Genomic DNA, 14,915 nt, shown 5'->3' on the forward strand with positions numbered 1-14,915 from the left:
GTCATCCTTTCCGGGGATCGTAATGAAGACGGTGGTAGCGGTGCCCAAGGTCCGTCAGAAGCTCATAGCCAATGGTGTCTGCCAGAAACGCAATCTCATCAAGAGGGGCGTGCGGTCCGATCAGGTCAAACACCGCGCCGGCGGGCGGAAGCGGCACACCGGCTGTGGCAAGGGGAGTGAGGTCCACGGCCAGCGAGTCCATGGAGATACGGCCAATTATTGGTAATTTGATGTCAGGCCAGTCTGGAGAGACCACAAAGCCGCGCCCCCCGAGGCTGCGGGGGAAGCCATCCCCATAGCCGATGCCGAGCAGGGCCACGGATGTGTCCTGCGCGGCGGTAAAGGTTGCGCCATACCCCACGCAGGCTCCGGCGGGCACCAGCCGTGTCTGGATCACGCGGGCCTGAAGCCGGATGGTGGGGTGCATGGGGTTGGGGCGGCCCGGTGTGGGGTTGATGCCATAAAGGGCCGCGCCGGGGCGGACGAGGTCAAAATGCCAGTCCTGCCCCAGAAAAATGCCCGAGGATGCGGCAAGGCTGGCCGGGGCGGCGGGCAGGCGCTGCTTCAGCCTGAGAAAGGTGGTGAGTTGGCGCTGGTTCAGCGGGTGCTCGGGGGCATCGGCACAGGCCAGATGGCTCATCACCAGAACAACGTCCAGGCCGGTTAGAGCCTGTGTGTGGGTGGTCAGATGTTCCACATCCGCTTCAGTCAGCCCGAAGCGGGACATGCCGCTGTCCACCTGAAGGGCGGCGGGCAGCATGCGCCCCTGTGCGTGGGCCAGCGCCTGCCATTCCTGCACCTGAGGCAGGCTGTTGAGCACGGGCAGGAGGGCATGCGTGAGGAAGGCGTTGGCTGTGCCGGGGGGCGGGCCGTGCAGCACGAAAATACGGCTGTCTTCCCCCACACACTGGCGCAGGGCAACGCCTTCCGCCAGATGGGCTACGAAAAACGTGCGGCATCCGGCCTGATGGAGTGTCTGGCTGACTTCCTTCAGCCCCAGCCCATACGCGTTGGCTTTGACAGCCGCGCCGCATTCCGCAGGCCCGGCCAGTGCGCTAAGCTGCGCGTAATTCGCGGCGATGGCGGCAAGATTGATGAGAAGCCGACCGCCTTCCCAACCGTCTTTTTCCATGTCCTGCCTCCCCCTGACCTGATGAACTGTTCCTTTATCATCGTCCGGCGGAGGCTTGCAAAAGGCTGGGGGATGCAGTCTTCAGGGGGCAGAGTTGCGTCTGGTGGCAAGACAGGCCCGGGTGATGCTCTTCCGCGCGGAAGCGCAGAAGGCAAGGTCGGTAAGCTCTGGCGGGTAAATTGGCGGGTAAAATGTCACCGGGGAAAGCGGGGTGTCACTCGCGTGAACGGGGTGTGCCTGCCACTGCCAAAGCACGCTCCCGGCGCAAGCCAGAAGCGTGCATCCTGTTTCAGTGAAAATGCGGAGTTTAGTAGAGTTCAGGCACGATCATGTGTGCCGGGGTGGGCTGGCGTTCATAATCCGGATGGAAAATACGGGGCGGCAGAACCACATCAGGGTGCGCCACAGGCTGGTAGGGCACCAGAGACAGCAGATGCGCGATGCAGTTCAGGCGGGCGCGCTTTTTTTCCACGGCCTGCACAACCCACCACGGTGCTTCGGGAATGCTGGAGCGCTCCAGCATGACTTCCTTGGCGAGGGTATAGCTTTCCCACCGTTTCCGGCTTTCCAGATCCATGGGGGAGAGTTTCCACTGCTTCAGCGGGTCTTCAATCCGGGCGCGGAAGCGGGCTTCCTGCTCATCATCCGTGATGGAGAACCAGAACTTGATGATCTGAATGCCGCTGTTGACAAGCATGCGTTCGAATTCCGGCACGGAGCGGAAAAATTCTTCATACTCTTCATCAGAGCAGAACCCCATCACGCGTTCCACACCGGCGCGGTTGTACCAGCTCCGGTCAAACAGCACGATTTCCCCCGCCGCAGGCAGGTGCGCGACATAGCGCTGGAAATACCACTGCGTGCGTTCCCGGTCGTTCGGGGCGGGCAGGGCGGCCACGCGGCAGATCCGGGGGTTGAGGCGCTGGGCAATGCGTTTGATGGCGCCGCCCTTGCCAGCGGCATCACGCCCTTCAAACAGCACCACCACGCGGTGGCCGGTTGCCTTTACCCAGTCCTGAAGCTTGACCAGTTCGCCCTGAAGGCGGACCAGTTCACGGAAATAGATGCGCCGGAAAGCGCGGTCTTCAGCATCCAGTGTGCCGCCTGCGGCGTCTTCTTCCAGAGAGAGCTCAAATTCCTCGTCAAGATCATCAATAATTTCACGGCGCATCTGTACGCGTTCGCGTTCTTCCGCGGACAGATAGCCCAGATCCTGATCGCTCATCGTCTTCCCTTTATCGCCACAGGTCATGTTCTGCGGCGGGGACTATAGGGGATGCCCGCACAGGCCGGTTTGAAACTTTCATGACATTGGGTGCGGAGTTTTGGCCCTGCTCAGGCATGGTCTGCACGCCGGAGCAGGGCTTTTCATCTCTGGCCCGCGTCAGGCCGCCGGAACGCCTTTGCTGGTGGAATATTCGAAGTGCAGGGCCTGATCAGGGTTCACGATCGGGTAAATAGAGTGGGCGGCCATGGCGGCCTCACTGAAGCCTTGCAGGATCAGCTTGAGCTTGCCCGGATAGGTTGCGACATCCCCAATGGCGAAGACCCCCGCAAGGCTTGTCTCGCAGGAGGACGGCGTGACCGGAATGGTGGAGCGGACAGTGTCCATCCCCCAGCGGGCAATGGGGCCGAGGTCCGTGGCCAGCCCGAAGAAGGGCAGCAGCGTATCTGCCTCCAGATGCCGGGTTGCGCCATCCAGATCCGCCACTTCCACGCGTTCCAGCGTGCCATTGGCCCCGTGCAGGGCGTGGAGCTGGTATGGCACCACTTTTTCAATCTGCCCTGCGGCCACGGCTTCATCCAGCAGGCGCAGGCTTTCCGGTGCCCCGCGGAAGCGGTCACGCCGATGCACCAGATACAGTTTTTCCGCCTTGTCTTTCAGGGCGAGTGCCCAGTCCAGAGCGGAATCCCCGCCACCGGCAATGACAATACGCCGGTTTTCAAAATCAGTTTTGCGGCGGACGTAATACTGAACGGCACCGCTTTCTTCAAAGGCTTCAAGCCCTTCCAGCGGCGGCCGGTTGGGGCCGAACGCGCCGGCACCGGCTGCAATAATCACGGCCTTGGCGTGCACAGTCGTGCCTTTGTCCGTGCCCAGCGTGAAGGCGCCCCGGTGGCCGCTCAGGCTTTCAATCCGGTGCTTCAGCAGGCGCGGGATATCAAACGGCGCGATCTGCTGTTCCAGATTGGCAATCAACTGCGCGCCTTCCACAGCGGGGCAGGCGGGAATATCGTAAATCGGCTTTTCGGGGTACAGCGCCACACACTGGCCGCCCACTTCCGGCAGGACATCAATCAGCACGCACCGCAGGCGCAGCATGGCGCACTGGAAGGCCGCAAAAAGGCCCGTGGGGCCAGCGCCGATAATGGCGACATCTGTCTCAATCGGCATATCCGTCATGGCGCGGTGCGTCTCCCTTTCTGGCCGGATGGTGTGGCCCTGTTTTTGCGACAGGTATGCACCGCGCGCAATAGGGTAAGGCTCAGGGGCTCTCTAAGCCCCGGCCAAGCGGGTGTATGCGCTCTGAGTGGCAAACGCGGTATGTGAACTCATGATCGACTTTCCTGGGCTGGACCTCCCTCGGTCTTGTTCCGGTAAGGCCAGAGAATTTTCAATGGCCAGGAAACGCATCAGTGTCTGGCTCTTTCCTTACCGTGCGTGTGTGCTTTGAAATAAATATTTCGAATGAGTAAAAGGCTGGCAATTAAGGGAACATTTTCATAAAAAGATGCGAATAGTCTTTCGGAAAAGGAAGAGAATTCACTGATATCGGCTTCCCCTTGCGGGCCTTGCCCGTATTTAACCTGATAGAAAAACCAAAAAATCATTACTGCGGGTATACTGAATTCTAATATAGCGCGTAAAAATTTAATCTTTATTTTTGATGATGTAAAACACAATAAAAGCTCCAAAAATATATGGACAGAAAAAAGAATATAAAACGAAAAGAATGTTTCAAAAAATCTGTAAAAAATAGTTCCAGAACGGTTATGTATTAGAAAATAATCATGTATAGATTTGCAGTAAAGTGCAAAATAATAAATATTTACAAAAACTAATACGGAAATAATTTTCTTTATCATTTTATTTTTCGGAAACTTCATCATCTATTTCTTTTGATCAATAGTCGATATCAATATTAAACACAGCAAGATAATTTTCTGGTTTTACAAGCCTATAGCTAAGTTCTGGAGTATAGATTCCGGGCTCGTTCCAGTCAGCCTCCGCGGAGAAAGAGCTGAAAAATAGTGTATTCAAATGATTTTTATGAGATTTTTTAAGTAAAAACTTATGTCTGGCATAAAACTTCTCTTTCCAAAAATTGTATACTTGTAAATTTTGCGCAGCGCAAATCTGAAGCGAACTCGCGTGCTCGGAATGGTGTGTATGAGCAGGTAAAGTTTTTAACGTGTAACGTCTGACGCGTGGCTCAGTGTGGCATGACAAACCGAACGAGACAACGTTCAGAGCACTCGTCCAGCACTAAAAAGAAAAGGGGACTGTGCGGCAGGCATCGACCTGCGCACAGTCCCCGTTCCGGTCTTTTTAATACGACTCAGGCCGCTTTCAGCGCCTTTTTCAGCCCGGCATCCAGCACATCAAGGAAGTCCTGTGTGTTGAGCCATTTGGCGTCCTTACCGACCAGAAGGGCGAGGTCCTTGGTCATCTGGCCGCCTTCCACGGTGTCGATACACACGCGTTCCAGCGTTTCGGCAAAGTGGACCACGTCCGGGGTGTTATCAAACCGGCCACGGTAAGCCAGCCCGCGCGTCCATGCGAAAATGGAGGCAATGGGGTTGGTGCTGGTGGGGCGGCCCTTCTGGTGCTCACGGTAGTGGCGCGTTACGGTGCCGTGGGCGGCTTCGGCTTCCACCACGTCACCCGTCGGGTTGAGCAGCACGGAGGTCATCAGCCCGAGGCTGCCAAAGCCCTGCGCCACAATGTCGCTTTCCACATCGCCATCATAGTTCTTGCAGGCCCACACATAGCCGCCGGGCCATTTCAGGGCGCAGGCCACCATGTCATCAATCAGGCGGTGTTCGTAGGTCAGACCGGCCTTTTCAAAGTCGGCCTTGAATTCCGTGTCATAAATCTCCTGAAACACGTCCTTGAACAGGCCATCATAGGTTTTGAGGATGGTGTTCTTGGTGGAGAGATAGACCGGCATGCCGCGGTCCCGCCCGTAGGAGAGGGAGGCGCGGGCAAAGCCTTCAATGGAGGCGCGGGTGTTGTGCATGCCCAGTGCCACGCCGGGGCCCTTGAAGTCATGCACGTCCAGCGTCACGGTCTCACCGCCGCCTTCGGGCACGTAGCTCAGCGTGACCGTGCCGGGGCCGGGCACCCGGGTTTCCACCGCGCGATAGATATCGCCATAGGCATGGCGGCCGATCACGATCGGCTTGGTCCAGTGCGGCACAAGGCGCGGCACGTTGGAGCAGATGATGGGTTCACGGAAAATGGTGCCATCCAGAATATTGCGGATGGTGCCGTTGGGGGAGCGCCACATTTTCTTCAGCCCGAATTCCTTCACGCGGGCTTCATCCGGCGTGATGGTGGCGCATTTCACGGCCACGCCATAGCGTTTGGTGGCTTCGGCGGCCTCAACCGTCACGCGGTCATCCGTGGCGTCACGATGTTCCACGCCCAGATCGTAATATTTCAGATCAATATCGAGATACGGCAGGATCAGCCGCTCACGGATAAAATGCCAGATGATCCGTGTCATCTCATCACCATCCATCTCAACGACGGGATTTTTAACTTTGATTTTTGTCATGGTGAACACTCCCTCTCCCCGAACGGGGGCGTGATAAGTCGCATGAAGCGTATGGGTATCATGCGCCTGGCGGATGGACGGGATAAGGGCTGCATGCACGTCTGTCGCTTCACAATTCAGACAGGACGCGGCTGCCCGGCGCATGTTCCGCACAGTTTAGGGTGGTTGGAGGCCGGATTTACGCAGGCTATATGCCTGCGGACGATCCGGTGTAGGAAAGGGTATCACAATATGGTCAGAACCTCATGACAGCTACAGCGTCTTCCGTGCCTTCGCGAACACAGTCCTTCTCCGTCGTGCTGGCCATCGAGCTGTGGGAACGGTTCGGCTTCTACGGCATGCAGGGCATCCTGCTGCTTTACATGATCCAGCGGCTTGGCTTTTCAGATGCGCATGCAAACCTGCTGTGGGGCACGTTTTCCGCTGTGAGTTATGCCGCCCCAGCCATAGGGGGCTGGGTGGGAGACAGGCTCCTGGGCTCACGCCGCACGATGGTGATGGGCGCGATGGTGCTGACAGTGGGGTACGCCCTTCTGGGAGCGGGTCTGGGCGGCCAGATGGCGCTGTTTGCTGCCCTTGCCGTGATTTCCGTGGGGAACGGGCTGTTCAAATCCAATGCTGCCAATCTGGTGCGCCGGATTTATGAAGGGGACGATGCCCGTATCGATGTCGCCTTCACCATCTATTATATGAGCGTCAATATCGGCTCCACATTCTCCCTCTTGCTGACACCGTGGCTCCAGCAGCGTTACGGGTGGTCTCCCCCGTTTCTGGTGTGTTCGGCGGGGCTGGCGTGTGGTCTGGTCTTCTACGGGTTGTTTCATAAACGGCTGGCGAGTGTTGGCTCCCTTCCGGATTTCCAGCCGCTGGTGTTCTCCCGCCTGATGGCGGTTCTGGGCGGTGTGGCATTGGTTCTGGCGGTTATGGTCGGGCTGCTGCGCTACCCTGCGGCGGGCCGCGCCTGCGTGTGGCTGGCAGCACTGGGCGTGGGGGTGGTGTGGATACTGCTGTATCGGCGGGCCTCAGCCGCGGTGCGCCCCGGCCTGCGGTTGGCGTATCTGCTGATTGTGCAGACCATGCTGTATTTTGTGTTTTACCAGCAGATGGTGACATCTCTGACCCTGTTCGCCCTGCGGGATGTGGATACGGCCTTCCGGCTGGGGGGCGTGACCCTGTTCCATATGTCTGCCGGGCAGTTTCAGGCGCTGAACCCGGTCTGGATTATTCTGGCCAGCCCGCTTTTGTCCTGGCTTTACAAAACCATGGAGGATCGCGGGTGGAGCTTCCCCATTGCTGAAAAATTCATTGTGGGCTTCGGGCTGGTGTCATCCTCCTTCCTCATCTGGTGGTGGAGCGCGGCTTCGGGCGGCAATCATCTGGTGTCCCCCTGGGTGATGTTCTGGGCCTATGGGGCGCTCTCCATTGGGGAGTTGCTGATCAGCGCGCTCGGGCTCGCTGTGGTGGCGCGCTATGCGCCCGCCAATGTCGGGGCCTTCATGATGGGCAGCTATAACGTGTCCAATGGTGTGGCCATGTATCTGGGCAGTGCGCTGGCCAATCTGGCGGCTGTGGGGCCTGCCGTGGCTTCGGCGGACCCGGCCCAGACACTGCCGGTCTATGCGGGTCTGTTCCGCATGCTGTTCCTGCTGGGGGTAGGCTGCACAGCGCTGTTTGCGGTCTGCCTGCCTCTGACCCGCCGGTGGGATGCCCAGCACCGCGCGGCGCAGCCGGAAAGGCTCTCCGCTGCGGAAGACGTGACCGCTCAACCTGTATGAGCGCACGGCCTGATCAGGATAGGGCCTGTATCAGGACGCGGTGGCGCAGGCCACGGGTTGTATAAGAGGCGGCTGTATAAGACAGGCCGGGCGGGCAGACCTTCGCCCAGCCTGTCTTGGCTTGCTTCTTGTCTTGTCTCCTGCGCAAACGCTCTCTAGCCTCTGGCTTTCGGAAAATTGCGGAAGGGGTGCGGCGTGAACTGGGTGTATCTGATTGCAAGCGGGTTTCTGGAAATCGGGTTCACAACGTGCATGCGCTTTGCCAGAGGCTGGCAGGATATTGGCTGGTTTGCGGGCCTGCTGCTGTGCCTTGTGAGCAGTATTGGTCTGGTGCAGCTCGCAACGCGCACCATCCCGCTTGGCACGGCCTATGCAATCTGGACCGCCCTTGGCACGGCCGGAACCGTGCTGTTCGGCCTGGTTGTGTTTCATGAGCCAGTGTCCGCACTGCGGCTGCTGTTTATCGGCGGGATTGTGGTTTGTGTGATCGGCCTGAAGCTTTGCGGCGGCTGAACGCGGGGCCGTGGCTCTGCCTGCTGCTCTCGGTCCACAGGCGGCATCGCCAGGGCGCTGACGCGCAGAAGCAGACCGGGGTTTCTTCCAGTCTGGCTGACTATATAATTTTCGAAGGGAAAATTTTGCTGGGGCGAATGACGGGGCTCGAACCCGCGACAACCGGTACCACAAACCGGCGCTCTACCAGCTGAGCTACATCCGCCACACAGCAAGCGCTCATGTAGAGAAACGCGGCATGCTCGTCAAGGCTCGGAAAGGGCGCAGAAGCAGAAAAATTCCTGCCCCCCGTTCCGGCTGCCAGCGGCGGGTGTTCAGCCCTGTCTGCCGGCCCAGTGCTCAATGCGGCGGATGGCCTCCTGCAACACACTCTCCTGCTTGCAGAAAGCGAAGCGGACCAGATTTCGCGGCGGGGTGCCATTGGCGGGATCATAAAAGGCGGATGCAGGAATGGTGGTAACGCCTGCCTCTTCCGTCAGCATCCGGGCGAAGGCGACATCATCCAGCCCGCGGGCCAGAGGCGTGATGTCCGCCATCACGAAATAGCTGCCCTCGCACGGCAGGACTGTCAGCCCCACGCCACGCAGGCCGGCGGACAGTATGTCGCGCTTGCGGGCCATATCCGCAGCCAGATCCTTGAAATACTGGGCATCCTTGTTCAGGCCGAAGGCCACGGCGCGTTGCAGGTTGGGGGCTGTGGCAAACACCAGATTCTGATGGGCCTTGGCCACCACGGCCGCCAGCGGCGCGGGGGCCGTGATGTAGCCAACCTTCCAGCCCGTGAGCGAGAAACTCTTCCCCGCGCTGCCAATGCGCAGGCACCGCTCCCGCATGCCGGGCCGCGTCATGAGGGACACATGGGGGGTGTTGAAGGTGAGGTGTTCATACACCTCATCGCACACCGCGTAGGCATCGTGCGTATCCAGCAGGCCTGCGATGAAATCCAGTTCTTCCGGGGTGAAGACCTTGCCCGTGGGGTTCATGGGCGTGTTGAGCAGAATGGCCTTGGTGCGGGGGGAAAACGCTGCGGCCAGAGCTTCCCGCGGGAGTGTCCAGTCCGGCTCTTCCAGCCGCACCACGCGAGGCACCCCGCCAAGCTGGCGGACCATGGGCAGGTAGGTGTCGTAAAGCGGCTCGATCAGGACAATTTCGTCACCGGGTTCGATCAATGCCATCAGGCTGGCGGCGAGTGCTTCCGTGGCGCCGGAGGTGACGATCACTTCCGACTCCGCATCAATCTCCAGCCCCAGAAAGCGGGCGTTGGAGTCTGCCACCGCGCGGCGCAGTTCCGGCAGGCCGGTGAGGGGGGCATACTGGTTGCGCCCGTCCAGCAGGGCATCTGCTGCGGCCTGCACCATATCCCGCGGGCCTTCCGTATCGGGAAAGCCCTGCCCGAGATTGATGGCATCATGCGCGCGGGCCAGTTCTGACATAACAGTGAAAATGGTGGTGGGCAGGGCAGCAAGTTGCCGGTTGAGAGGCTTTGTCATGTCAGGCATTTCCAGGTCGGGCCGGAGGCGTGGGGGTGAGGAAGCACGCAGGGTGCCACGGGCTGGCACGGGGAGAAAGGGGGTGGGTTTGGTGCTGAATCGTTATATTTCGCATAAGGCCGATTGCCCGCGCGGCCAACCCGTGCAAGTTTGGGGGCGTTCGCTCTGAGTCTTCCCGCCCGATGGGCGGGTTGCGCGCAGGAAGAACCCCCTCTTGTTCAGTGCAGCACCAGATATATTGATGACGTGACATGAGAAAGATCGAGGCCATTATCAAGCCGTTCAAGCTGGACGAGGTGAAGGAAGCCCTTCACGAACTCGGCCTGCAAGGCATTACCGTGATCGAAGCCAAGGGTTTCGGCCGGCAGAAAGGGCACACGGAACTGTATCGTGGCGCGGAATATATCGTTGATTTTCTGCCCAAGATGAAAATCGAGGTTGTCTGCCCCGCCAGTCTGGTGGAACGCGCGGTGGAGGCGATTTCCGCCGCTGCCCGGACCGGACGAATCGGGGACGGCAAGATTTTTATTCTCCCCGTGGAAGATGTGGTGCGAATCCGCACGGGCGAGAGAGGGGAAGATGCTATCTGAAGCAGCCCGGCCCGGGGCTGCCCAGCAGCGGACACGAGTTTTATAATCCTAGACGTGCCGCAAGAGTGTGGTGCGCAACAGGTTGTAGGTGAAGACATATGGTGAAGAAAACGACCACTGCGGGTGACAGCAAGGCCGCAGCCATTGCTAAGGTTTTTGACCTGATCCAGGAAAACTCGGTCGAGTTTGTCGATCTTCGTTTCACGGATCCGCGCGGCAAGTGGCACCACACCACGCAGTATGTCACCACGATTGAAGAAGACACCTTTACCGAGGGCTTCATGTTCGATGGCTCCTCCATCGCTGGATGGAAAGCCATTAACGAAAGTGACATGGTTCTGCTGCCGGACCCCGAGACAGCCGTGATGGACCCGTTCGCGGCGCGCCCGCAGCTGATCCTGTTCTGCGACATCATCGAGCCCTCCACGGGCCAGCCCTATAACCGTGACCCGCGCTCCACCGCCAAGCTGGCCGAGCAGTATCTGAAGTCCTCCGGTCTGGGTGATACCGCCTTCTTTGGCCCGGAAGCCGAATTCTTCATTTTCGACAACGTGCGCTTTGGCACGGGCCCGAACTTCGGCAAATATCAGCTCGACAGCATTGAAGGCCCCGGCGCTTCCCTGAAGGAATATCCGGAAGGCAACATGGGCCATCGTCCGGGCGTGAAGGGCGGATACTTCCCCGTGCCGCCGGTGGACAGTGAAAACGACCTGCGCGCCGAAATGCTCGCCACCATGGGTGAGATGGGCCTGCCGATTGAAAAGCAGCACCACGAAGTCGCGCAGTCCCAGCACGAACTGGGCACCAAGTTCGACACGCTGGTCCGCTCTGCCGATTTCATGCAGATCTACAAATACTGCGTGCACAACGTGGCCCATTCCTACGGCAAGACCGCCACGTTCATGCCCAAGCCGATCTATGGCGATAACGGTTCCGGCATGCATGTTCACCAGTCCATCTGGAAAGACGGCAAGCCGACCTTTGCTGGTAATGGCTATGCGGACCTGTCCGATACCGCGCTGTATTACATCGGCGGGATCATCAAGCATGCCAAGGCGCTGAATGCCTTCACCAACCCCTCCACCAACTCCTACAAACGCCTGATCCCGGGCTTTGAGGCTCCGGTGCTGCTGGCGTACTCCGCGCGCAACCGCTCTGCGTCCTGCCGTATCCCGTATGCCACGAACCCCAAGGCAAAGCGCGTTGAAGTCCGCTTCCCGGACCCGACGGCCAACCCGTATCTGGCGTTCTCCGCCATGCTGATGGCTGGTATTGACGGCATCAAGAACAAGATCCACCCGGGCGATGCCATGGACAAGGATCTGTACGACCTGCCGCCGGATGAGCTGAAGCAGATCCCGACAGTGGCTGGCTCCCTGCGTGAAGCGCTGGAAGCCCTTGCTGCGGATTACGAGTTCCTGCTGGCTGGTGGCGTGTTCACCAAAGACCAGATCGACAGCTACATCGCCATCAAGTGGGAAGACGTGTATCGCTTCGAACACACGCCGCACCCGGTTGAGTTCGAAATGTACTACTCCGTCTGATCCCCTCTCCGGGTTTCAAGCGGATCAGGAACGCGGCCTTCTTCGGAAGGCCGCGTTTTTTTGTGCCTGCTTGCCGGAGGGAGGGGGTAGTTCCTGCTGTTCCGGCAACTTGGGTGTTGTGTTTGAAGTGTTGCACGGCGTGTGTTGTGTGTTGCGCCAAGGCAGCAGTGTGGCCGTGTGGTGATTGACTCGGCGGGGTGAGGCGATAAGACACATGCTGTGATGGTTTCCCCCCACACAGGGGAATGAAAAGGGAACCGGGTGCGGGCCTGTCTGGCCCTGGTCCCGGGCTGTCCCCGCAACTGTAAGCGGTATGTCTGAACAGCTCCGGGTGCGATGCACCCGGCCCACTGGAACGGGTGTTTTTCCGGGAAGGGGTCTGTCAGGCGGCAAAGCCGTAAGCCAGGAGACCTGCCATCCGCCAAGTGGTTGCAGACGGGAAGCGCTGATCGGGGTGTGTCAGTGTGCGTTATCGGGTTTTGTGCTGGCCTTAGCCATGCGGACAAACCGGGTGCGTCATCCTGTGGCAACGGCTGACCACAGGATAGAAGACCCATGACCCTTTTTCGTTGCGTGCTCACTGCCTCCACCATTCTGGCTGTTGCCGGTTCTGATCTGGCAGGATCTCACGCCCATGCTGCCTCCCTTTCAGAAACCGGAGCCGCTGCTGGTAGCCCGATGACGCACAAGGCGGCTTCGTCCGGCGCGAAGGTGCAGGGTCATGTCGGCCGCCGCGGCGGGCGCGCGGCGGGATTGCACCCCGCACGGTCCGGGCGTGGGGGCATGGAGACGGCATCTGGTGCATCCGGCTCGGCAGGGCAGGCCATGCGGGTGCAGCCCGTGACGGGGGCTACCGCATCTGGCGGTGCGGCTCTGCCTGCGGCGCGTGCTGTACAGGCCGCGCAGCAGGGGCAGCCGAGTGTCTCGCTGGCGGCCTCACAGGGATTACCGGAGGTGGTGACGGTCAGCGCCCTGCGCAGGCCCGTGCGGGCGGAGGATGTGGGGTCGAGCGTGACGGTGGTGACGGATGAGCAGATTGCCATCCAGCAGCGCCGCACACTGCCTGATATTCTGGCGCGTCAGCCGGGGCTGAATGTGGTGCGCTCCGGCGGCTTTGGCGGCACGACCTCCATTTTCATGCGTGGTGCCAACGCCAATGATGTGAAGGTGCGTATTGATGGGATGGACGTGAACGATGGTAGCTCCGCCAGCAATGCGTTTGATGCCGGGCAGTTTGTAACAGACGGGATTGGCTCTATTGAGATCCTGCGCGGACCGCAGAGTGGCCTGTATGGGGCGGATGCCATGGCCGGGGTGATTGATATCAACACCAAGGCGGGAGAGGGGCGCTTCAAGCCATTTGCACGGATTGAAGGCGGGTCTTACGGCACATTCAATCAGGCGCTGGGGGCTTCGGGCCGTGCAGGCCGGTTTCATTATAATGTCGCACTTTCTCATTACCGGATCGACGGGTTTCACGAAATTCCCCGCTATATCGAGAATGAGAATGAGGCCAACCGTGCCCAGCGTCGCGCGGGGGACCGGAACGATAACCGGAGCGCGAACGTCAAGCTGGGCTATGACGTGACGCGCACGTTTGACCTCGGGCTGACAGCGCGGCTGATCCAGGCCAATTATCACACCTTCACCTCCTATGATGAGATGTACACGCCCTATAACGGCACACAGCTCCTGCGGGACCAGAACACGCAGAATGAGGCCGTTGTGCGGGGCACGGCGCATCTCTCTTCCTTCGGCGGGCGGTTTGATCAGGTTCTGGGGCTTGGATATATGACCAACCGCCGCCGCTACATGCAGGACGGGCTTTATGCGGATGGCAGCCCGGCCATGACGGACCCGGACTATTACCGTTCGACCCGCCTGAAGGTGGACTGGCATGGTACGCTGGATTTACGGAAATATGGCACTGTTCTTGTCGGTGCCGAGCATTTTCATGACAGCATAAACGTCTCGACGGATGACCCGACCGAGCCTGTCCACACCTCGGCTGGCATGGATACCACGGCGGGGTACGGGCAGTATGAAGGGAACTGGAACCGTATTCTCTATGGCGCGGCCAATGTGCGGTATGATGCCAATTCCCGTTACGGCAATCATGTTACATGGCGTGTGGCTCCGGCCATTCATGTGCCTCATACCGGCACCATTCTGAAAGCCAGTGCCGGGTCCGGCTTTCATGCGCCATCCCTGTATCAGTTGTTTGTTGATCAGCGGGGGGCTGGCTGGGGTGAGGTGGGGAACCCCGCTCTGAAAGCCGAAACCATGATCGGGTATGACGTTGGGGTGGAGCAGAAACTGCTGCATGACAAACTGCGTTTCGGGGCCACGTGGTATGACAACAAGGTTCGGAACCTCATCCAGTCCACCGGCTCCCTTGTCGCGTCCGATGGAGCGTATCAGTATCTCTATTCCTATGGCAACACAGGCCATGCGCGGATGTATGGTGTGGAGGCGTTTCTGGACTGGAAGGCGCTGGAGACACTCAGCTTTGCGCTGAACTATACCTGGACCCATGCGCGGGACACGGAAAACCATGCGCTGCTCCAGCGCCGCCCGCAGCATAAGTTCAATTTCAACACCACATGGTCTCCGGTGAAGGATTTCACGCTTTCAGGCAATATTCTCTACACAAGCGGGTGGCGTGACTATCCTCTGGTGGGTGAGAATTTCTGCCCGACCTGCGCCAAGGGGCACGGGTATTTCACGATTGATCTGGCCGCGACTTACAAGATCAACCGCTATCTCTCCGTGTTTGCACGGGCGGATAATCTGCTGAACAGGCAGTATGAAAACCCGGTTGGCTACCTTCAGCCGGGCCGTGCCGGATATGGCGGCATTACGCTGAATTACTGAGCGCACCCGGAGCGGGTTTTGGAAGGCCATTGTGATGCGCGCGAGCGTTTTGTCACAATGGCCTTTTTTGCGCCATGCGTTAGAGTGACAAGACGATATGTAAGCTACCCTTGAAAGGCTTTTCTTATGGTCACTCTCCGTTCTGCCAGCCATTCTGCATCGCGCCTGTCGCACGATGTGTCCGTCCGGCTGCCTGCCCGCGCATTGGCCCGTGCG

Annotated in this window: 11 protein-coding genes, 1 tRNA gene and 1 riboswitch; of the genes, 5 read left to right on the forward strand and 7 right to left on the reverse strand. The window is 59.3% G+C overall.

The features are described from left to right. Window position 1: 1 nt before the first annotated feature. The 5 genes from alr to GOB82_RS00095 all read right to left on the reverse strand — a co-directional run bounded on the left by alr (window position 2) and on the right by GOB82_RS00095 (window position 5,913). Window positions 2–1,132, reverse strand: coding sequence for an alanine racemase (gene alr, locus GOB82_RS00075; protein ID WP_166118139.1), 1,131 nt, complete (start codon window positions 1,130–1,132; stop codon window positions 2–4). Window positions 1,133–1,439: 307 nt separating this feature from the next. Then, the gene (ppk2, locus tag GOB82_RS00080; protein WP_166118142.1) at window positions 1,440–2,357 is read right to left on the reverse strand and encodes a polyphosphate kinase 2; all 918 of its coding nucleotides are present in this window, start codon (window positions 2,355–2,357) and stop codon (window positions 1,440–1,442) included. A gap of 159 nt (window positions 2,358–2,516) precedes the next feature. Beyond that, window positions 2,517–3,536: an NAD(P)/FAD-dependent oxidoreductase gene (locus GOB82_RS00085; RefSeq protein ID WP_166118145.1), complete on the reverse strand. Its 1,020-nt coding sequence runs from the start codon at window positions 3,534–3,536 to the stop codon at window positions 2,517–2,519. 230 nt (window positions 3,537–3,766) lie between these two features. Beyond that, window positions 3,767–4,243 carry a hypothetical protein gene (locus GOB82_RS00090; protein ID WP_166118148.1) on the reverse strand — a complete coding sequence of 159 codons (477 nt, stop codon included), beginning with the start codon at window positions 4,241–4,243 and terminating at the stop codon, window positions 3,767–3,769. Window positions 4,244–4,692: 449 nt separating this feature from the next. Continuing rightward, a complete protein-coding gene (locus GOB82_RS00095) occupies window positions 4,693–5,913 on the reverse strand; it encodes an NADP-dependent isocitrate dehydrogenase (protein WP_166118150.1) in 1,221 nt (406 codons plus the stop codon). A gap of 245 nt (window positions 5,914–6,158) precedes the next feature. On the opposite strand from GOB82_RS00095, the gene GOB82_RS00100 reads away from it, so the two are divergent. Then, window positions 6,159–7,688, forward strand: coding sequence for a peptide MFS transporter (locus GOB82_RS00100; protein ID WP_166118153.1), 1,530 nt, complete (start codon window positions 6,159–6,161; stop codon window positions 7,686–7,688). A 195-nt stretch (window positions 7,689–7,883) separates the two neighbouring features. Then, a complete protein-coding gene (locus GOB82_RS00105) occupies window positions 7,884–8,201 on the forward strand; it encodes an SMR family transporter (RefSeq protein WP_166118155.1) in 318 nt (105 codons plus the stop codon). 129 nt (window positions 8,202–8,330) lie between these two features. On the opposite strand, the gene GOB82_RS00110 is transcribed toward GOB82_RS00105, so the two are convergent. Beyond that, window positions 8,331–8,406, reverse strand: a tRNA-His gene (locus GOB82_RS00110). 109 nt (window positions 8,407–8,515) lie between these two features. Continuing rightward, window positions 8,516–9,691, reverse strand: coding sequence for an aminotransferase (locus GOB82_RS00115; protein ID WP_166118157.1), 1,176 nt, complete (start codon window positions 9,689–9,691; stop codon window positions 8,516–8,518). A gap of 251 nt (window positions 9,692–9,942) precedes the next feature. Here GOB82_RS00115 and GOB82_RS00120 point away from each other — a divergent pair, with 251 nt between their 5' ends. From GOB82_RS00120 to GOB82_RS00130, 3 genes are all read left to right on the forward strand, one after another. Beyond that, window positions 9,943–10,281: a P-II family nitrogen regulator gene (locus GOB82_RS00120; protein ID WP_006557470.1), complete on the forward strand. Its 339-nt coding sequence runs from the start codon at window positions 9,943–9,945 to the stop codon at window positions 10,279–10,281. 98 nt (window positions 10,282–10,379) lie between these two features. Beyond that, a complete protein-coding gene (gene glnA / locus GOB82_RS00125) occupies window positions 10,380–11,825 on the forward strand; it encodes a type I glutamate--ammonia ligase (protein WP_166118160.1) in 1,446 nt (481 codons plus the stop codon). Window positions 11,826–12,031: 206 nt separating this feature from the next. After that, a riboswitch (cobalamin riboswitch) is annotated at window positions 12,032–12,258 on the forward strand. A 350-nt stretch (window positions 12,259–12,608) separates the two neighbouring features. Continuing rightward, a complete protein-coding gene (locus GOB82_RS00130; protein ID WP_166119559.1) occupies window positions 12,609–14,699 on the forward strand; it encodes a TonB-dependent receptor plug domain-containing protein in 2,091 nt (696 codons plus the stop codon). Window positions 14,700–14,915 lie beyond the last annotated feature (216 nt).

Origin of the sequence: Acetobacter farinalis (assembly GCF_011516935.1) — a bacterium.
Lineage (GTDB): Bacteria > Pseudomonadota > Alphaproteobacteria > Acetobacterales > Acetobacteraceae > Acetobacter > Acetobacter farinalis.

Excerpts from the sequence above, each read along its gene's own strand:
- ppk2 (WP_166118142.1), bottom strand. The coding sequence starts at position 2,357 with ATGAGCGATCAGGATCTGGGCTATCTGTCCGCGGAAGAACGCGAACGC.
- GOB82_RS00120 (WP_006557470.1), top strand. The coding sequence starts at position 9,943 with ATGAGAAAGATCGAGGCCATTATCAAGCCGTTCAAGCTGGACGAGGTG.
- alr (WP_166118139.1), bottom strand. The coding sequence starts at position 1,132 with ATGGAAAAAGACGGTTGGGAAGGCGGTCGGCTTCTCATCAATCTTGCC.
- GOB82_RS00095 (WP_166118150.1), bottom strand. The coding sequence starts at position 5,913 with ATGACAAAAATCAAAGTTAAAAATCCCGTCGTTGAGATGGATGGTGAT.
- GOB82_RS00090 (WP_166118148.1), bottom strand. The coding sequence starts at position 4,243 with ATGATGAAGTTTCCGAAAAATAAAATGATAAAGAAAATTATTTCCGTA.
- GOB82_RS00130 (WP_166119559.1), top strand. The coding sequence starts at position 12,609 with ATGGAGACGGCATCTGGTGCATCCGGCTCGGCAGGGCAGGCCATGCGG.
- glnA (WP_166118160.1), top strand. The coding sequence starts at position 10,380 with ATGGTGAAGAAAACGACCACTGCGGGTGACAGCAAGGCCGCAGCCATT.
- GOB82_RS00085 (WP_166118145.1), bottom strand. The coding sequence starts at position 3,536 with ATGACGGATATGCCGATTGAGACAGATGTCGCCATTATCGGCGCTGGC.
- GOB82_RS00115 (WP_166118157.1), bottom strand. The coding sequence starts at position 9,691 with ATGACAAAGCCTCTCAACCGGCAACTTGCTGCCCTGCCCACCACCATT.
- GOB82_RS00100 (WP_166118153.1), top strand. The coding sequence starts at position 6,159 with ATGACAGCTACAGCGTCTTCCGTGCCTTCGCGAACACAGTCCTTCTCC.